Genomic DNA, 19,168 nt, shown 5'->3' on the forward strand with positions numbered 1-19,168 from the left:
ACTTCCGCAGGGACGTACCGAATCGCCGCTCCTGGAGGCAACCACGTGAACCCGGATCACTCGACCCTTCTTTATATACATGGCCTGAACAGCTCGGCGATGTCGAAGAAAGCCACTCAGCTGACTGATTTGATGAACAGTCTTGGGTTGAGTGAGCAATTACGAGTACCGGAACTGCATCATCACCCGCGTCAGGCGCTGCTGCAGCTTGAAGCTGCCATCGAAGCGCTGGGCGGGCGGCCATTACTGGTCGGCAGCTCACTCGGCGGCTACTATGCGACACACTTGGCTGAGCGTCATGGTCTCAAGGCCGTGCTGATCAACCCGGCGGTCAATCCGCACCAGCTGTTCGACGGTTATCTGGGCACCCAACAGAACCTGTACACCGGTGAAAGCTGGGAACTGACTCACGATCATGTGGCTGCGCTGGCTGAACTCGAAGTGCCCGCGCCGCAGGATCCGCAGCGTATCCAGGTGTGGCTGCAAACAGGGGACGAGACGCTGGATTACCGGCGCGCCCAGACATTCTATCGGGCTTGCGCGTTGCGCATCGAAGCCGGTGGCGATCACAGTTTTCAGGGCTTTACCTCCCGACTGCCAGCCTTGCTGAGCTATGCCGGCTTTGCGCCGGAATTGCTGCAGGCAATCGACCTGTCGGGGCTTTGAGCCTGCGCGCGGTCGAAGCTTTTGCTGAAACAAACATGTAGAACAGTGTCACTCCGAAATTTCATGAACGACTTGATGACGAGACCCCATGGCCAATCCCAGCGCTAGCTCTTATAACGCAGACGCCATCGAAGTCCTCTCGGGCCTCGACCCGGTCCGCAAGCGGCCGGGCATGTACACCGACACCACGCGGCCGAACCACCTCGCCCAGGAAGTCATCGACAACAGCGTCGACGAAGCCCTGGCCGGTCACGCCAGGTCGGTGCAGGTAATCCTTCACGCCGACAACTCCCTTGAAGTGGCCGACGACGGCCGCGGCATGCCGGTGGACATTCACCCGGAAGAGGGCGTCTCGGGTGTCGAGCTGATCCTTACCAAGCTGCACGCGGGCGGCAAGTTCTCGAACAAGAACTACCAGTTCTCCGGTGGTCTGCACGGTGTGGGGATTTCCGTGGTCAACGCGCTCTCGACCCAGGTCAGAGTACGGGTCAAGCGCGATGGCAACGAATATGAAATGACCTTCGCCGACGGTTTCAAGGTGACCGAACTGGCCGTCGTTGGCACCGTGGGCAAACGCAATACTGGCACCAGCGTGTACTTCGCGCCGGACCCAAAGTACTTCGACAGCCCCAAGTTTTCTGTCAGCCGCCTCAAGCATGTGCTGAAGGCCAAGGCTGTTCTGTGCCCGGGCCTGCTGGTCAGCTTCGAAGACAAGAGCACCGGCGAAAAGGTCGAGTGGCATTACGAAGACGGCCTGCGCTCGTATCTGCAAGACTCCGTCACTGACTTCCTTCGCCTGCCGGACGAGCCGTTCTGCGGTGCCTTTGCGGGCAACAAAGAGGCGGTCGACTGGGCGCTGTTGTGGCTGCCGGAAGGTGGTGACAGCGTTCAGGAAAGTTACGTCAACCTGATTCCGACAGCCCAGGGCGGCACCCACGTCAACGGCCTGCGCCAAGGTCTGCTCGATGCGATGCGCGAGTTCTGCGAATTCCGCAACCTGCTGCCGCGCGGCGTGAAGCTGGCACCAGAGGATGTCTGGGAGCGCATTGCGTTCGTCCTGTCGATGAAAATGCAGGAGCCGCAGTTCTCCGGCCAGACCAAGGAGCGGCTGTCGTCCCGTGAAGCGGCGGCATTCGTGTCCGGGGTGGTCAAGGACGCCTTCAGCCTATGGCTCAATGCGCACCCTGAAATGGGCATGCAACTGGCCGAACTGGCGATCAACAACGCGGGCCGTCGGCTCAAGGCCAGCAAGAAAGTCGAGCGTAAACGCATCACGCAAGGGCCTGCGCTGCCGGGCAAACTGGCGGACTGCGCCGGTCAGGACCCGATGCGCGCCGAGCTGTTTCTGGTCGAAGGTGACTCTGCCGGTGGCTCCGCCAAACAAGCCCGTGACAAGGAATTCCAGGCCATCCTGCCGTTGCGCGGGAAAATCCTGAACACCTGGGAAGTCGACGGCGGCGAAGTGCTTGCCAGCCAGGAAGTACACAACATCGCGGTCGCCATCGGTGTCGATCCCGGCGCAGCCGACATGACCCAACTGCGCTACGGCAAGATCTGCATCCTCGCCGACGCCGACTCCGACGGCCTGCACATCGCCACCTTGCTATGCGCCTTGTTCGTCCAGCATTTCCGCCCGCTGGTCGACGCCGGTCACGTTTACGTCGCGATGCCGCCGCTGTACCGGATCGATCTGGGGAAGGAAATCTACTACGCTCTGGACGAAGCCGAGCGTGATGGGATTCTTGATCGTCTGGTCGCCGAGAAAAAGCGCGGCAAGCCACAGGTCACACGATTCAAGGGTCTGGGCGAGATGAACCCACCGCAGTTGCGCGAAACCACGATGGACCCGAACACCCGTCGTCTTGTCCAACTGACACTGGACGATTTCGAAGCGACCTCTGAAATGATGGACATGCTGCTGGCCAAGAAGCGCGCGGGCGACCGCAAGACCTGGCTGGAATCCAAGGGCAACCTGGCCGAGGTGCTGGTTTGAGGCGAGGTTGGCTGGCAGCCCTGTTGCTGACCGCCACTCCACTATTCGCCGCGCCGCTGCCGGAGCTCAAGCTGCTGTCCGAACACCCGGTCGACGACATGATCGGCGGCAACCTCTCGGGCCTGGCGTCCTGCAACGGTGTGTTGTGGACGGTCTCCGACCGCGACGACACGCTGTTATACAGCCTGGATACCACGGCCACGGTCTGGAAAGCCCGGGCGCAGGTGCTGGAAATTCCGCCGATTCCCGACAGTGGGTTGTCGGCGACCTTGCGTGGCATGGCCAAGGCTTCGGCGCTGATTCGTGGCGGTGATCTGGATTTCGAGGGCGTGAGCTGCGACGCGGCCGGCAATCGTTATCTGGTCAGCGAAGCCTACGCCACGGTGCTGAAGGTGCCGGTCGATGGCGCGCCGGTCTGGCTCGATCTGCCAAAGAAGCTGGTACCAGAGGCTCAGTCGGCGGGCATGCTTCAGCACTTCAATGCGATCTTCGAAGGCATCGCCGTGAGCCCTGCGGGCGATAAATTATGGCTGGCTGCCGAGCGCGAGAAACGCGGCCTGTTAACGGCGCACCTGGGCAAGGATGGCTGGGCCTGCGATGCCAGTTGCATCCTGCGAGTGGAGTCCGGGACTGACGTGTTGCCGCCGCAGCTGGGTGGCAAGTCCGTCGCAAAAGACTTTTCCGACATCTCGCTGTACAAGGGCAAGCTATTCACCCTTGAGCGCGCGGCGTACCGGATCTGCCGACGCACACTGGAAACCGGTCAACTGGAAGCCTGCTGGTCGTTTGCAAAGGAAGCTCTGCAACCCAATCGGCTCTACGACCAGAAATACGGCCTGACCGAAGCGCTGATCGTCGACGAGACGGGCGCCTGGGTCGGGACTGACAACAACTTCGGTGTTCGCGCCGATGGCGAAAAACGCCCCATCGTTTGGCGCTTCGCGGCGCCTGAAGGTGGCTGGAGCGCCAAGCCTTGACTCAGGCACCTCCCGGCAAGCGCGCCGGGCGCCTGATGTTGATCATTGCCTGGGCCGCGGCGCTGTTTCTGGCGACGCGGTTTTTTGGTGACTGGGAGCAGCGTCAGGAAAACCCGAATACCACTGTCACCTCCGAACACGGTGACGGTTTTGTCGAGGCGCAACTGGTGAGCAATCGTCAGGGGCATTTCGTCATGACAGGGCAAATCAATGCTCGCCCGGTACAGTTCATGCTCGACACGGGCGCGACCAATGTCGCGATTCCCGACGGGGTGGCAGAAAAACTGCGTCTTGAGCGCGGTGCCAGGGTTCAGGTGAGCACGGCCAATGGCCGCACCGAGGCTTTCAGGACCACGCTGGAGCGGCTGCAAATCGGCGATATCGTCCTGAACAACGTGCGCGCCCTGGTGGTGCCCGGTCTGGACGGCGATCAGGTGCTGCTGGGTATGAGCGCCATCAAACAACTCGAATTCACCCAGCGCGGCGGCACATTGCTGCTGCGTCAGACGACAAAATGATGAGGCCCGCATGAGCGACTCCCTTGACCTCAGCCTGGACGGTGTAGAACGCCGGTCACTGGCTGACTTCACCGAACAGGCCTATCTCAACTACTCCATGTACGTGATCATGGACCGTGCCTTGCCGCATATCGGCGACGGCCTGAAGCCTGTACAGCGGCGCATAATCTACGCCATGAGCGAGTTGGGCCTGGACGCCGACGCCAAGCACAAGAAGTCGGCACGTACCGTCGGTGACGTGCTCGGCAAGTTCCACCCCCACGGCGACTCGGCCTGCTACGAAGCCATGGTGCTCATGGCGCAGTCGTTCAGCTACCGCTACACACTGGTGGACGGCCAGGGCAACTGGGGTGCGCCGGACGATCCCAAGTCCTTCGCGGCCATGCGTTACACCGAAGCGCGGTTGTCGCGTTATTCCGAAGTGCTGCTCACCGAGCTGGGCCAGGGCACTGCGGATTGGGTACCGAACTTCGATGGCACCCTGGATGAGCCTGCGGTTTTGCCGGCTCGTTTGCCGAATATCCTGCTCAACGGCACGACCGGTATCGCCGTAGGCATGGCCACCGACGTTCCGCCGCACAACCTGCGGGAGGTCGCGTCGGCTTGCGTGCGCCTGCTGGACGAGCCGAAATCCACCATCGAGCAGCTCTGCGAGCATATTCAGGGGCCGGATTATCCGACCGAAGCAGAAATCATCACCCCGCGCGCCGATCTGCTGAAAATCTACGAAACCGGCCGTGGTTCGGTGCGCATGCGCGCCGTGTATCGCGTTGAAGATGGCGATATCGTGGTCACCGCGCTGCCGCATCAAGTTTCCGGGGCCAAGGTGCTGGAGCAGATCGCCGGGCAGATGCAGGCCAAGAAGCTGCCGATGGTTGCCGACCTGCGCGACGAATCGGACCACGAGCACCCTTGCCGCATCGTGATCATCCCGCGCTCCAACCGCGTCGATCCCGAAGAGCTGATGCAGCACCTGTTCGCCACCACCGAGCTGGAATCCAGCTACCGGGTGAACATCAACATCATCGGCCTGGATGGCAAGCCGCAGCTGAAGAACCTCAAGGCGCTGCTGTCCGAATGGCTGCAGTTCCGCATCACCACAGTGCGCCGGCGCCTGCAGTTCCGTCTGGACAAGGTCGAGCGTCGTCTGCACCTGTTGGACGGTTTGCTCACGGCGTACCTGAACCTGGATGAAGTGATCCACATCATCCGCACCGCCGAGCACCCGAAAGCCGAGCTGATCGCGCGTTTCGAACTCTCCGAGATTCAAGCCGACTACATCCTCGATACTCGCCTGCGTCAGTTGGCGCGTCTGGAAGAGATGAAGCTGCGCGGCGAGCAGGCTGAACTGCTCAAAGAACAGGCCAAGCTGCTGGCCCTGCTGGGCAGCGAGACCAAGTTGCGCAAGCTGGTCCGTTCCGAGCTGATCGCCGACGCCGAAACCTACGGCGATGACCGCCGTTCGCCCATCGTCGAACGTGCTGAAGCCAAGGCATTGTCAGAAAACGAACTGATGCCGACTGAGCCGGTGACCGTCGTGTTGTCGGAAAAAGGCTGGGTGCGTTGTGCCAAAGGCCACGATATCGACGCAACCGGGCTTTCCTACAAAGCCGGCGATGGCTTCAAGGCGGCTGCGGCGGGTCGTTCCAACCAGTTCGCAGTGTTTATAGACTCCACCGGGCGCAGTTACTCGCTGGCAGCGCACACTCTGCCGTCGGCGCGGGGGCAGGGCGATCCGTTGACCGGCCGTCTGACACCTCCGCCTGCCGCAACCTTCGAATGCGTGTTGCTGCCGGACGACGACGCCCTGTACGTCATTGCTTCGGACGCCGGTTATGGCTTCGTGGTGAAGGGTGAAGACCTGCAGGCCAAGAACAAGGCGGGTAAGGCGCTGTTGAGCCTGCCGTCCGGCGCCAAAGTCATCCTGCCGCGTCCGGTGCCAGACCGTGAGCACAACTGGCTGGCTGCCGTGACCACTGAAGGGCGTCTGCTTGTGTTCAAGATCAGCGACCTCCCGCAACTGGGCAAAGGCAAGGGCAACAAGATCATCGGTATTCCGGGCGAGCGCGTGGCCAGTCGTGAGGAATATGTGACCGATTTGGCAGTGATTCCCGAGGGGGCCACCTTGGTGCTCCAGGCGGGCAAGCGTACGCTGTCTCTTAAGCCGGACGACCTTGAGCACTATAAAGGTGAGCGTGGCAGGCGTGGCAATAAGCTACCACGGGGCTTTCAACGCGTAGACGCACTGTTGGTGGAAAGCGCTACTTAAAACCAAGATTTCAGCGGTCGATCTTCGTTTCGTCACGAAGATCGACGCAGAATCGCTGGAGTCATTGCGCATATTCACGGATGATATGTCGTCTTGAGGTGCGGGCGTGGCTGAGTGCCTTCATGTTTTCTTGAGTCTTTGACATTGTGGTGCGCCGTGCGGCGACCACTTGGACGGAATGATGAATTTTCTACGCGTTCCTTTTGTTCTGTTGTTGACCGGCGTTCTGGGTTTGGCCGGGTGCAGCGTTCATCAACCCACATCGCTCTACCAACTGGACAGTGGCGATCCTGGGCAACCGAAACAAAGTGCCGGAGTCGCTGTATTGCTGGGTCCGGTTTCCGTTGCAGACTACTTGCAGCGGGAGACATTACTGCAGCGTCAAGCTGACGGCAGCCTGACTGCGTCGACGGACGGTCGTTGGGCGGGCAGCCTGTCTGCAGACATCGACCAACTGCTGCTGCGCCAACTGGCGTGGAAGCTCGATAGCCAACGCGTCGTAATGGCGCCAGCGGCAGCGAACTTCAGCCCGGATGTACAGGTGGTGTTGTCGATTACTCGTCTGGATTCCGGTGAAAACCAGCCAGCGGTGCTCGATGCACAATGGCGTCTGCTGGACCGTCGCGGCACTGTACGCGACAGCAAGCTGATCCACCTTGAGGAGCCGCATGCAGGCACTTCTGCCGCTCAGGTCAAGGCTCAGGGGGTGCTGTTGCAGCGTCTGGCCGATCAGTTGAGCGCTGCGGTGAAACCGGTTGCAAGCCAGCCTCTGGTGGCTGAAGAGCCTAAAAAGGCCGCTCAACCCGCCAAGACCCGCACCGATCAGGACAAGCCAAAGATCCCGATGGCGTCCCCGATCCGCACCGATCTTGAAGTGTTCCGCTTCTGAAGGTAGGCGCAAAAACAAAAAGCCCGCAGCGATGCGGGCTTTTTTGTGGGCGTTGTCTGGGTGGTGGCGGCAATGCATATCTGCGCGTTGCCGAACATCTGTGGGAGGGAGCGAAGCTCGCGATTACGCTGGGCCAGTCAACGTTACGATGTCTGGGCTAGCCCATCGCGAGCTTCGCTCCCTCCCACAGGTCTTTGATCTCCCGCAATCCCCGCTAGACCTTACGCGCCTCATGCATGCGCGCCAGCTGGCGTTCCAGCATCGACGGGTAGGGCTCCATCAGGCGCTCTACGCAGCTGGCGCCTTCAGGGCTGGCAATCGGGCGAATACGGGCGCGCTGACGAATGGTGTGGTCTTCGCTGATCTTGCGCTCAACCAGCAGCAGGTTGCGGCTGTGTTGCGACAGTGCCAGGGCGTCCTGAGCGGTTTCGGTCAGCAGCAGGTCGATCTGGTTCATGCCGTGCAGGCCTTCACCCAAGGTCAGACCCAACTGCAATTGCAGGGTGATGCCGCTGTCAGCGACTTCAATCTGCAAGGCATGGCTCAGGGCGCGCAGCAGTTCGCCGCAGCAGATGGCGTTGGTCAGATAGTCGTCACCGCTGTCCTGGGTGCTGAACACCATCAGTGAACTGCCATCGTTCAGGGTGTGCAGTTCGCTGTCGTACAGCGATGCAGCCTGGTCGATGCAGTCGCGGTAACGCTCCAGCAACTCGGTCAGTCGAGTGCGGGGCAAGCGACGCAGCTGCTCTTGTGAGCCCAGTTGCACAGCCAGAACCGCGCTGTACTGCGGTTGCGAAGGCACGGCAGGCAGAATCGGGCGCGGCGCGGGCTTCTGCGCGACAGGCGATTCGTCGCGCAGATCGGCGAACGGGTCTTCCTCGTCGTCTTCATCTTCTTCGGCAACGATGCGTCGCGCGGGAATCGCGGTTGCACGGGGCTTGGGTGCGTCGTCGAACTCCGGATCGCCCAGATCGCTGGCGTCGAACTCTGGCGAAGTATCGTCTTCATCCTCGACATGTTCTGGCTCCGGAACAGGTTCCGGCTCAGGCTCTGGCGGCGCATAGGAGGCCTTCAGCTGACGAGCCAGGTCGCCAATCTCGTCCTGACGATCGGTGGCCGGGGTGTATGGGTCGATGTAGCGCAGCCACATGCGCAATTGCAGCATCGGCGTCGAGATGTGCCGCCCAAGACGCAGGCTCAGAGCCAGCGCCAGTGCCAGCAGGATTCCCGCCAGAATGCCCATGCTTTGCAGGCTGATGGTCAGCGGTTGTTGGAACTGGGACATGTCCAGGCTGATGCGCAGCGTACCTGCGACGGTATCCTGAAAGGTGACCTTGATCTCGTAGAGCCCTTCGGCCTCGCCCAGCAACCCGTTTTTCGGGCGCTGGCCTGCCTCGGCGAGAATCCGGTTGTCGGGGCTATAAATAGCTGCGTGGGCGACCAGCGGGTTCTTCACCAGATTGCCCAGCAGCACGTTGAGGCTGAGGATGTCGTTGGACACCAGCAGCTCCGTGGCGGAGGTCGCGGTTTGAGTGGTCAGGGCCTGCCCCAATGCGTCCGCCTGTTCGTGCATGGCTTGCTTGAACTGCAAGCCCATCACGCAGGCGTAGATCACCAGAGCCAGCGCGACGAGGATCACGTTGTGGCTGGCGATGCGCAAAGCAATCGGTACACGTCGATGACGCAATGCCCGGAAGATCAGCAAGAAGAAATTATCGGTTTTTACTGGCGTGGGCCGGTTCACTGAGCACGGCTCTCTTGGAGAAGTTGGGGCGCAGTATAGCGAGCGACCCAGTAGCGGCAAAGCGCTCGCTGTGCCCGGCGGTCACTGAAAGTGAGTAGAATGCGGTTTTTTTCCACTGCGGGGGTGCGCCTTGCGCGAAATTGTCCTGATAAACATCACCGGCGAAGATCGTCCGGGTCTCACTGCGGCCATTACCGGCGTACTGGCCCAAGGCGGCGTCGATGTTCTGGATATCGGTCAGGCCGTGATCCACGACACACTGTCGTTCGGCATTCTGGTACAGATTCCGGACACCGAAAATGGCTCGATTGTGCTGGATCAGGTGCAGCTGAAAGTCGATGAACTGGGTCAGCAGGTGCTGTTCACCCATGTCAGCGAAGACGATTACCAGCATTGGGTTGACGATCAGGGCAAGGATCGGCACATCGTGACGCTGCTGACACGCAAGGTCACGGCCGAGCAACTGCAGACGGTGAGTTCGATAACCGCCAAATACGGCTTGAACATTGATCGCATCGACCGTCTGTCAGGGCGCATGCCGCTGGACCTGCCAAGCGGCAAAGGCAAGGGCTGCATCGAGTTCTCCGTGCGCGGAGAGCCTGCTGACGCTCAGCAGATGCGCGCCGAGTTCCTGCATGTCGCGCAGGAGCTGAACGTCGATATCGCGTTCCAGCAAGATTCACTGTTCCGTCGCAACCGCCGGCTGGCGGTGTTCGACATGGACTCGACCCTGATCGAAGCCGAGGTCATCGACGAACTGGCCAAGGCTCATGGCGTGGGTGATCGGGTTTCGGAAATCACCGAGCGCGCGATGCGCGGCGAGCTGGACTTCCGAGCCAGCTTCAAGGAACGTTTGGCGCTGCTCAAGGGCCTGGACATCAAGGTGCTGGACGAAATCGGTGCTTCTCTGCGTCTGACCGAAGGTGCGGAAACGCTGTTCGCCGAGCTCAAGCGACTGGGCTACAAGACGGCGATCCTGTCAGGCGGCTTCACTTATTTCGCACGTCAACTGCAGGCGAAGCTGGGGATCGACTACATCTTTGCCAACGAGCTGGAAGTGGTCGACGGCAAGTGCACAGGTGTTGCGGTCGAGCCGATCGTCGATGCCCAGCGCAAGGCCGATCTGCTGCGTGAGCTGGCGAGCAAGGAAGGGTTGAGCCTGGAGCAGACCATCGCGGTCGGCGATGGCGCGAATGACCTGCCGATGCTGGCGATTGCAGGTTTGGGCGTTGCTTTCCGCGCCAAGCCGCTGGTCAAACAGTCCGCGAAACAGGCGATTTCGACGCTTGGGCTCGATGGCGTGCTGTACCTGCTGGGCTTCCGGGACCGGGAAGGGCGCGGCGCGTAAGGGCGGTTTATGCCGACAGCAGCACGGCTTACCGGCGGTAGCGATTCTGAAGACGCGACCGCCGGCAGCCCGTGCTGCTACAGATTGAGTCAACAGAGTCGAGGCCTTAAAGCACCGTCCACAACGAATCGAATTCCTGCTCTGGACCCGCTTGTGGCGCGGCTGTCTTCGGTCCTTCCAGAATCTGATACTCGAACTGGTTATAACTGCCAGTCGTCGCTTTGCGATTTTTCAAAGTGGCCCGCCGCTCATCGCCGCTGGTGTTGATCATCACCTTGCTACCATCCTCGAACGGGAGGCGAGGAGCGACCACCGTCGCCGGCACATCAATCGCCCGCACTTCCGGTAACAGCAACGCCCGCAAGTACTGGCTGCTCTGTTCTGCGCGCAGCAACTGCATGCCGCAGGCCTGAGCGAAAGGTGCGATCAGCTCGACACCCATCTGCGTCCCGCCGCTGCGTACCTGACGCACCCAGCGCACGACCGCGATACTCCAGCCATGACCGTGGTCCTGGATGCCAATCATCTCACCGGCCTGCAATTGGTCAGGCACGTCTTTGGGCCAGGCCAGGCAATACCCGCCCGGACTGTGATTGACGATGTGCAGACCGTAGGTCGGGAAGCTCTTCTGGCCATCGGATGCCGCCGCGCCGCCGTCTGCTTCATCCCGCTGATACTCGATTTCTTCGAACGGCAACATAGTGGTCGACGTGCCGCTGCGCTGAACGTCCATCGCTTGCGCCCAAGGGTCGTGCTTGGCTGGCTCCAGCGGTTGCAAGGTGTATTCGGCGACCTTGCTGACTGTCACTGAGGGCACCAGCAGCAATTCGCTGAAGGATTTATGGCCGCCGACGAAATAATGCAAGGCGCTCATGCCGACGCAGACCGTCAGGGTGCCTTGGCCCGGTGTGCGCTGGAATGCGCGTTCCGAAACATCACCCCAGGCTGCTGCGAGATGTTGCAGCACATCGATCGACAGGCCTGGCGGTACATGCAGGTAAGACTGCGAGCGCTGCTCGATGGGCAATTCAATGTAACGCTGCAGGGCGGCAGACAGCGCTCGAGGGTTGATGCCGAGCAGGTTGGTCCGTTTGTCCTCGGCGTACAGCGAGGTGTAACGCGGTGCGGTATCGGTGCTGGGGGCGACGGCGTACAGGCTGTTGTCGTCCAGCGGCTGTTGCAGCGTGACCATCGCACTCCAGGCATCCAGTGCGTCCGCCAGCTTGCCGATGTTGTGCTGACGCATCTGGTTGCAGCGCGCACAGCCCATCAACAGTGCGACAAGGTAGGTCTGCTCCACCGTCAGCGTGCGAGTGTGGTGGGCCTGGCTGTCGGCAACCGGAATGCTGTGCAGCTGAAGTTGGCGAGCGATCTGATAGATCTGGTGCAGTTCCAGCCACAAGCCGTCCTGCACCGGGCAGTAAAGCTGGTTGGCCCGAATCAGCGGGCCATTCAGGCAATGCAGGGCGCGTTGCAGGGCGGTGGTGAGCAGCGTGGTGCGATCCCGGCTGAGTCTTGGAGCCACCCGGGCGATGATCTGTTTATAGCCGATCGCTAGATGGTTCTGCAGGGCTTGGCACAGGTTGGCGACCTTGCGCGGGCGCTCCTCCAGTACCACCGATTGATTGAGGAAGTGCCGCTCCAGATGCTTGCACACGAAAGAGATTTCCGGGCGCAACAACTCCAGCAGTTGCATGCGGTTGTCGCTAGGAGTGAGCAGTTGGTTGAGTTCACCAAGGCCCTGGTACAGCTGACGGGCCATTTCGCCGAGGTTGGCTTTGGGCAGCGTGGAAATCCAGCGCTTCATGTCCTTGGGCGTCGCGTCACAGAACGACAGGCTCGACTGCGTCGGCACAGGTGCGCGCAACAACAGTGGGAGGCTTAAATGACTCATGTGACAGCAAACTCCAACAACTACTGGCTCGGATGGCTGCATGAAACTGCGTTGCAGTGGCACGTGGCCGAGTGAAACGAGCAAGTTTACGTCAATTGAAAGCGAAGTTTCCTACAACACCGATGAGCGACTTTAGCAGCATCAGTTCTCTGTCGCAGCCTTTAATATCAAAGTGACACTGTGTCCACTTTGATACTTCGCGATTATGACGGTCAGGGGCGGGCTGCATCGGCGATGGGCGCCCGCCAAAAAAACGTTTCAGAGTTTTTCAGGCAAAAATCAGGCCTGTGTTGGCGTCGCCAGCAGTTGGCCCATTTGCGTTGGCGAGCCAGCCGCCAGTTGCTCAGCCCATTTAACCTGATTCGGCCCGAACAGCACGATGGCGGTCGAGCCCAGTTTGAAGCGTCCTAGTTCGGCGCCTTTTTCCAGATGGATCGGCGCTCGTGCCGCCTCGTCATAGCTGAAGGCTTTCAACTCACGTTTTGGTGGCGTAACCAGGCCGGCCCAGACGGTTTCGATGGAGGCGACGATCATCGCGCCTACCAGCACAACGGCCATCGGCCCACGCTCGGTGTCGAACAGGCAGACGACGCGCTCGTTGCGGGCAAACAGCTCAGGGACATTTTCGGCAGTGGTCTGGTTGACCGAGAACAGGCGACCCGGCACGTAAACCATCTCGCGCAGCCTGCCTGCCAGCGGCATGTGAACACGGTGGTAATCCTTGGGCGACAGGTAAATCGTGGCGAACTCACCGCCCATGAACGGCGCCGACAGACGCGCATCGCCACCCAGCAGTTCAAGCGCGCTGTAGCTGTGGCCTTTGGCCTGAAAGATACGACCGTGCTCGATAGGACCCAACTGGCTCACTGCGCCATCGGCAGGGCAGAGGATCGCGCCTGGCGTTTCATCCAGAGGACGCGCGCCGGGTTTCAGCGCGCGGGTGAAGAAATCGTTGAAGTGCGGGTAGGCGGTGAAGTCTTCCACCAACGCCTGAGACATGTCGACCTGGTAGCGGCGCACGAACCATTGAGTGAAGGCGTTCTTGAACCAGCGCACGCGGCATTCGGCGACGCAGCCGGCCAGACGTGACAGCAGGTGATGGGGAAGCAGGTATTGGAAAAGAATAAACAGACGCTGTTTCATCAAGATTCCTAAAGCGTTTTAAAAAGGGCTGTACACATGAAGCCGGTTGCGTCGCAAGTGCGCCGCGTTATTTTTCGATCGGTGTATCCGGGTGATTACCCCATTCGCCCCACGAGCCGGCATAGCCCTTGATTCGCGGGTAGCCCAGCGCTTTGGCCACCAGGTAGGTAAAACCGGAGCGATGGTGAGTCTGACAATGGGTGATGACTTCTTTGTCTGGGGTAATGCCCAGGCTCTCAAGAATCTGCGGCATATCGGTTCGGATGCGCAGGTTGCGTGCCTGATCCATGCCGGCGGTCCATTCGAAGTTCACCGCGCCAGGGATGTGTCCGCCTCGGGCAGCGACCAGCTTCTCACCGGAGTACTCGGTAGGGCCGCGAGCATCCCAGATCGCCAGATCTACAGCGCCCAGGCGGCTTTGCAGGTATTCGCGTGTGGCGGTAGGTTCGTCGTGCAAGGTCAGTGGCACTGGCCCGCCAACCGGCGCGGGCACTTCGGTGGACATCGGCAGGCCTTCGGCTTGCCAGGACAGCAGGCCGCCGTCCAGATAGTGATATTTCGAATGTCCGACGACATCCAGCAGCCAGATAAAGCGACCGGCCCAGCCACCCCCTTCATCGTCGTACACCACATAGACCGCGTTGGGGTTGTGGCCCAGCTCGCCAAACAATACCTCCAGCTGCGCCTTGCTTGGCAGCAGCCCGGGAGCGGGTGGCTGACCGAGTTGGGTGCGTTTGGGGTCGACGAAACGGGCGCCGGGGATGTGGCCCGCGTCGTAACGCGCAGCGCTGGTCAGGTCGACCAGGATCAGTTCTGAAGCGCCGAGGCGTGCCTGCAGTTCTGCGGGCTCGATCACCAGCGGCAAGCTTGAGAAGGCAGACATGTAAGGTCTCCAGATCATCGAAAAGAGGCGAATTGTAGCTCAGCCGTCAGCCATTGCGATGGCTAAAGGTGGTCAGCGCCTTCTCGATGCATTGCCCGGTTTTGCCGAATGCCTGCACGGTGACTTCCGAAAACGGGCCGCCGCCCTGATCTGCCACCACCAGCATGACCACCCGGCCGTTGCTGGCCAGCGAGCGGATCAGCAGGTTTTCCCCCGCAAACAGTCCGCGCAGCTGTGCCGGTAATAGCGCCGAAAACTGCGCATTGTTGCCGGGCGTCAGACGCAATTGAGTGGCCTGTGCCAGCAATCGCTGCAGCACAGTGCTTTCCTTGTAGGGGATCAACAGCGTGGCGGCGGACTTATCCAGCCCGCCCATCTGATGAACCCGCAGGCTGTCGCTCTTGCGGTCGATCATCAGCAGCATCACCCGTTGCATGCCCGACGCCAGCAAAGCGTCGCGAGCGCAGGTGGTCAGGTGCATGGCATTGGTAAAGGCGCTCGGCTCCTTGAGCAAGTCGCCGCAGTGTTTGCGCCAGACCTGCAATGCGTCGGCCGAAGGCGGGGGCGCGGGCAGCAGACCTTTGTGAACGCGGCGCGTATCCCACGGCCAGAGCAACGCTTCGGCGGGGTGCCAGACTCCCGGCGCTGCGTGCTGTCGTCCGCTCGCCGCTGCGTTCTGATGCACTTGTTGTTGCAGGTCCATCAGCGGTTGTTGCAGATAAAGACTGGTCAGCAATTGCCAGCGCAGATTGTGCGGGGTGTCCCAGGCCTGGTGTGCGGACAGTGCCAACCCGTTCGCCAGCAAAATGGTGTTGGCCGGCTGATTGAGCCAACGCTGCAATGGCAGGTCCGCATCCAATAGCTGCTGTTGTTTCAGCGGGTCGGGATTTTCGTGAGCGATGCGCAGCACTTTGACGAGATTGCGCTGCTCATTGATCAGCAAGTTGTAGCCCTGCGTCACCCAGATCGGCAGTCGCCAATGGTTCGCCAGGGCCTGACACAGCCGCAGAAGACGCACGCCAAACAGAGACTTCTCGACGACTTTCGCCGATTCGCCCTTATGGATAACCCGCAACTCCCACTCTTCCAGCAGTTTGGGATGTGCCAATGCCATGGGCCACAGCGGCGCCAGAAACAGCAAACTGCCCAGATGAATGTCCTGCCACAGGCGGGCGAGCTGGTTGGCGAACAAGCCGTAGGCCTGTTGCGTGGCATGCTGGCTGATCAGTTGCAGTTGGCGCAGGGCAACCGGAATCTCCTGCAGGTCCACGCTGGGCAGTCGCGCGAGCAAGGTGCCGGTGCGGGCCAGGCCGAGTCGGTTCAGCGCCACCTCCAGACTTTCCGCAGGCTCTGCCAGGCCGCCGCTGTGCACGTTCGCTTCACGCAAAACGCTGAGCACCAGCGCAGGGCTGTCCTGCATCAGATCGGCGATGTCGCGCAGCGACCGGCGACTGTCATTGAGTGCGGCATGCACCTTGGCGTGGGCAGCGGCAGGCACCGGCAAGGCGATGCCATCCAGTTGCTTGATCCAGGTGTCGAGTGTCTGCGGAACAGGGAGCGGCGAGGCTTTATCAGAATGCATTCACAAGACCCGTACGGCTGGGAGGTTTAGATCGGCGTCGAATAGTGGCATCATGCTGGCCCTCTCGCTGTCGCGCCCGAGCCAGACGCCAGACAGGATTTTCGCCTGTTTTGACTATAGTCTGGCGCACTCGTGCCGATAAGGAGAACAAGAGTTTTGAACGCTTCTCGCACAATGACCATGAACCCGACTCAGTAAGAAATCTTTATCTATGGCAAAAATTATCGGCATCATCGTCGTTTTCGCGAGCGTCCTCGGCGGCTACGTACTTTCTCATGGTCAAATCGCTGCGTTGATCCAGCCTTTCGAGGTCCTGATCATCGGCGGTGCCGCGTTCGGTGCATTTTTGCAGGCGAACCCGGGCTACATGACCATGCACGTCATCAAGAAATCCTTGAAGATGTTCAGTTCGCGCTTCACTCATGCTTTCTACCTCGAAGTGCTCGGGCTGATATACGAGATCCTCAACAAAAGCCGTCGCGAAGGCATGATGGCCATTGAAGGCGATATCGAAGAGCCTGAGAACAGCCCGATCTTCGCCAAATACCCGAGCATTCTCAAAGACACCAGAATGATCGCCTTCATCTGCGACTACCTGCGCATCATGTCGTCCGGCAACATGGCTCCCCACGAGCTTGAAGGGCTGTTCGACATGGAGCTGCTGAGCATGAAGGAAGAGCTCGAGCACCCGTCTCACGCAGTCACCGGTGTGGCCGACGGTATGCCGGGTTTCGGTATCGTCGCGGCGGTACTGGGTATCGTGGTGACCATGGCGTCGCTGGGCTCCGGTGACAAGGCGGCGATCGGCATGCACGTAGGTGCGGCGCTGGTCGGTACCTTCTTCGGTATTCTCGCGGCCTATGGCTTCTTCGGCCCGCTGGCGACCTCCCTGGCTCACGATGCCAAGGAAGAAATGAACGTCTTCGAAGCGATCAAGGCCTCTCTCGTGGCTTCGGCTTCGGGCGTGCCGCCTTCGCTGGCCGTGGAGTTCGGTCGCAAGGTTCTCTATCCGGCACACCGCCCCAGCTTCAGCGAGCTGGAACAAGCTGTTCGCGGTCGTTGATCCATGGAAAATAATCAGCCAATTATCGTCAAGCGCGTAAAGCGCTTCGGCGGGGGACACCACGGCGGCGCCTGGAAGATCGCATTCGCCGACTTCGCGACGGCGATGATGGCGTTCTTCCTGGTGCTGTGGCTGATGTCTTCGGCCACGCCTGAGCAGTTGATCGCTATCGCGGGTTACTTCAAGGACCCCGTCGGCTTCTCCGACAGCGGCTCGCCCTATGTGATTGACCTGGGCGGCTCGCCTGAGATGTCCCCGGACCAGACGCTCAACCCTGAAGTGAAATCCACCCCTGCGCCGGACAAGGTGCCCGTGGACGCCGACAAGCAGGACGCGGCGGCGGAACAGGTCGAGCAGGAACGTCTGGAAATGCTGCTGCAAGAACTCCAGACCAAGGTCAACGAGAACCCGCAACTGGCGAAGTTCAAGGACCAGATTCTGTTCGAGATCACACAGGACGGCCTGCGGATCCAGATCATGGATGCCGAGAACCGCCCGATGTTCGACATCGGCAGCGCCCGTCTGAAGCCGTACTTCGAAGACATCCTGCTGGCGATGGCTGACACCATCAAAGCGGTCCCGAATAAAGTCAGCATCAGTGGTCACACTGACGCAACGCCTTATGTGGGCAACAACGGCTTCGGTAACTGGGAACTGTCGGCTGGCCGTGCCAATGCTGCGCGTCGAGCTCTGATTGCCGGTGGCTATCCTGACCCACAAGTGGCTCGTGTCGTGGGTTACGCCTCGTCTTCGCTGTACGACAAGGAGCACCCGGACAACCCGATCAACCGCCGTATCGATATCGTGGTCCTGACCAAAAAGGCCCAGAACCGTATCGAAGGTGACCAGAATGCCGGTGAAGCACCGAAATCCGATGCGGCGCCTGCTCCGGCCATACCAGCTGCCCCATCAGGCAAGCCAGGTGCATCGACCGCTGCTCCAGCAGTCGATGCACAGACCTACGCCCAGCCCCACGAGATTCGGCAGAAGCTGAACATCTTCGATGGGCAGATAAAGATCGACGAGACCAAGAACTGATACAGGGTTCTGACAAAAACGCCGCGATGATCGCGGCGTTTTTGTGTCCGGCAGGTTTTAGTAACTGCTCTCCGGCAAACTCGCGATGATCGAGCGATAGCTGTTCATCCGCTGTTGCTGCACGCGGCCATCTTCCAAAGCCTTGAGCAGTGCGCAGCCTGGCTCGCGGTCATGTTTGCAGTCGCGGAAGCGGCAGCGGCCGAGCAGGTCGTTGAATTCGATGAAGCCTGCTTCGACGTCGGCGCGGCTGACATGGCCCAGGCCGAATTCGCGAATCCCCGGGGAGTCGATCAGATCGCCACCACGAGGGAAGTGGAACAAGCGGGCGGTAGTCGTGGTGTGCGTGCCCTGCCCGGAATACTCCGACAATGGCCCGACGCGAGTTCCCACTTCCGGCAGCAGGCTGTTGACCAGCGACGACTTGCCGACGCCCGACTGGCCGACGAACACACTGATGTGGCCGTCGAGTTGGTCCTGCAGGTCTTGCATGCCGTTGCCGTGGTGCGCCGACACTTCCAGCACCGGGTAACCCAGCGTCCGGTAGACCGCCAGCAATGCGTTCAGGGCAGGGGCGTTCTGCTCGTCGATGAGGTCGAACTTGTTCAGCAGCAAAAGAGGACGAATTCCCGCGTGCTCGGCGGCCACCAGGTAACGGTCGATCAAGTTGGCGTGAGGCTCAGGCATCGGCGCGAACACGATTACGATCAGATCGACGTTGGCAGCGACCGGTTTGAGCTGGGCGCGCGTATCGGGACGGCATAGCTCGGTGGTGCGTGGCAATTGCGCGACGATCACGCCGATGCCCTGATTGCCGGCACGCCAGACCACTTTGTCGCCAGTGACCAGCGCGGGCAGGTTGGCGCGCAAGTGGCAGCGGAAAACCTGCCCGCTCAGTTCGCCTTCCTGCGCCTCGACTTCCACCTGCACGCCAAAGTGCGCGATCACAAGGCCCGTCTGTTCAGGACCCAGGTCGCCGCCTTCCAGCGTTTCCAGTGCTTGGGATTCGCGCTTGGCGGCACGCGCGGCGCGCTCGCCTTGAATCTTTTCGATGCGCCAGTTTTGGCGGCGATTGAGTTGGCGTTTGGCCATGGGTGTTCAGTGTCTCGTTCTGTGACGCATAAAGCTGCTGAAGGATGAAACGCGGGGGAGTCTAGCACGACG

At 60.7% G+C, this 19,168-nt stretch carries 15 protein-coding genes; 9 read left to right on the forward strand and 6 right to left on the reverse strand.

The window, feature by feature from the left end:
• The first annotated feature begins 99 nt into the window (after positions 1 to 99).
• The 6 genes from BWR59_RS01305 to BWR59_RS01330 all read left to right on the forward strand — a co-directional run bounded on the left by BWR59_RS01305 (position 100) and on the right by BWR59_RS01330 (position 7,312).
• Positions 100 to 666 carry a YqiA/YcfP family alpha/beta fold hydrolase gene (locus tag BWR59_RS01305; RefSeq protein WP_230981935.1) on the forward strand — a complete coding sequence of 189 codons (567 nt, stop codon included), beginning with the start codon at positions 100 to 102 and terminating at the stop codon, positions 664 to 666.
• A gap of 88 nt (positions 667 to 754) precedes the next feature.
• Positions 755 to 2,659: a DNA topoisomerase IV subunit B gene (gene parE / locus BWR59_RS01310; protein ID WP_081563846.1), complete on the forward strand. Its 1,905-nt coding sequence runs from the start codon at positions 755 to 757 to the stop codon at positions 2,657 to 2,659.
• Positions 2,656 to 3,636 (forward strand): esterase-like activity of phytase family protein, encoded by a 981-nt coding sequence (locus BWR59_RS01315; protein WP_081563847.1) that lies wholly within the window; start codon positions 2,656 to 2,658, stop codon positions 3,634 to 3,636. Before parE ends, BWR59_RS01315 begins: the two co-directional genes overlap by 4 nt.
• Positions 3,633 to 4,154, forward strand: coding sequence for a TIGR02281 family clan AA aspartic protease (locus tag BWR59_RS01320; RefSeq protein ID WP_081563848.1), 522 nt, complete (start codon positions 3,633 to 3,635; stop codon positions 4,152 to 4,154). Before BWR59_RS01315 ends, BWR59_RS01320 begins: the two co-directional genes overlap by 4 nt.
• 10 nt (positions 4,155 to 4,164) lie before the next feature.
• Positions 4,165 to 6,423: a DNA topoisomerase IV subunit A gene (gene parC, locus BWR59_RS01325; protein WP_081563849.1), complete on the forward strand. Its 2,259-nt coding sequence runs from the start codon at positions 4,165 to 4,167 to the stop codon at positions 6,421 to 6,423.
• 181 nt (positions 6,424 to 6,604) lie between these two features.
• Entirely contained in the window at positions 6,605 to 7,312 is a 708-nt protein-coding gene (locus BWR59_RS01330) for a PqiC family protein (protein WP_081563850.1), read from the forward strand.
• Positions 7,313 to 7,526: 214 nt separating this feature from the next.
• Here the strand turns inward: BWR59_RS01330 and BWR59_RS01335 are convergent, their stop codons facing one another.
• Positions 7,527 to 9,056 (reverse strand): HAMP domain-containing protein, encoded by a 1,530-nt coding sequence (locus BWR59_RS01335; protein WP_081563851.1) that lies wholly within the window; start codon positions 9,054 to 9,056, stop codon positions 7,527 to 7,529.
• Between the two features lie 130 nt (positions 9,057 to 9,186).
• Here BWR59_RS01335 and serB point away from each other — a divergent pair, with 130 nt between their 5' ends.
• On the forward strand, positions 9,187 to 10,404 hold the full coding sequence (serB, locus tag BWR59_RS01340; protein ID WP_081563852.1) for a phosphoserine phosphatase SerB: 1,218 nt from the start codon (positions 9,187 to 9,189) through the stop codon (positions 10,402 to 10,404).
• A 106-nt stretch (positions 10,405 to 10,510) separates the two neighbouring features.
• Here serB and BWR59_RS01345 read toward each other — a convergent pair whose 3' ends face one another.
• The 4 genes from BWR59_RS01345 to BWR59_RS01360 all read right to left on the reverse strand — a co-directional run bounded on the left by BWR59_RS01345 (position 10,511) and on the right by BWR59_RS01360 (position 15,906).
• Positions 10,511 to 12,298 carry a molecular chaperone gene (locus BWR59_RS01345; protein ID WP_081563853.1) on the reverse strand — a complete coding sequence of 596 codons (1,788 nt, stop codon included), beginning with the start codon at positions 12,296 to 12,298 and terminating at the stop codon, positions 10,511 to 10,513.
• A 279-nt stretch (positions 12,299 to 12,577) separates the two neighbouring features.
• Positions 12,578 to 13,447: an archaetidylserine decarboxylase gene (gene asd, locus BWR59_RS01350; RefSeq protein ID WP_168184435.1), complete on the reverse strand. Its 870-nt coding sequence runs from the start codon at positions 13,445 to 13,447 to the stop codon at positions 12,578 to 12,580.
• A gap of 61 nt (positions 13,448 to 13,508) precedes the next feature.
• The gene (locus tag BWR59_RS01355; protein ID WP_081563855.1) at positions 13,509 to 14,324 is read right to left on the reverse strand and encodes a rhodanese-like domain-containing protein; all 816 of its coding nucleotides are present in this window, start codon (positions 14,322 to 14,324) and stop codon (positions 13,509 to 13,511) included.
• Between the two features lie 46 nt (positions 14,325 to 14,370).
• Positions 14,371 to 15,906: an HDOD domain-containing protein gene (locus tag BWR59_RS01360; RefSeq protein ID WP_081563856.1), complete on the reverse strand. Its 1,536-nt coding sequence runs from the start codon at positions 15,904 to 15,906 to the stop codon at positions 14,371 to 14,373.
• 211 nt (positions 15,907 to 16,117) lie between these two features.
• Here BWR59_RS01360 and motA point away from each other — a divergent pair, with 211 nt between their 5' ends.
• On the forward strand, positions 16,118 to 16,969 hold the full coding sequence (motA, locus tag BWR59_RS01365; protein ID WP_062379054.1) for a flagellar motor stator protein MotA: 852 nt from the start codon (positions 16,118 to 16,120) through the stop codon (positions 16,967 to 16,969).
• A gap of 3 nt (positions 16,970 to 16,972) precedes the next feature.
• Entirely contained in the window at positions 16,973 to 18,007 is a 1,035-nt protein-coding gene (gene motB / locus BWR59_RS01370; RefSeq protein ID WP_081563857.1) for a flagellar motor protein MotB, read from the forward strand.
• 57 nt (positions 18,008 to 18,064) lie between these two features.
• On the opposite strand, the gene rsgA is transcribed toward motB, so the two are convergent.
• A complete protein-coding gene (rsgA, locus tag BWR59_RS01375) occupies positions 18,065 to 19,096 on the reverse strand; it encodes a small ribosomal subunit biogenesis GTPase RsgA (RefSeq protein WP_081563858.1) in 1,032 nt (343 codons plus the stop codon).
• Between the last annotated feature and the right edge of the window lie 72 nt (positions 19,097 to 19,168).

This window comes from Pseudomonas sp. Bc-h, assembly GCF_002080045.1.
Classification (GTDB): domain Bacteria; phylum Pseudomonadota; class Gammaproteobacteria; order Pseudomonadales; family Pseudomonadaceae; genus Aquipseudomonas.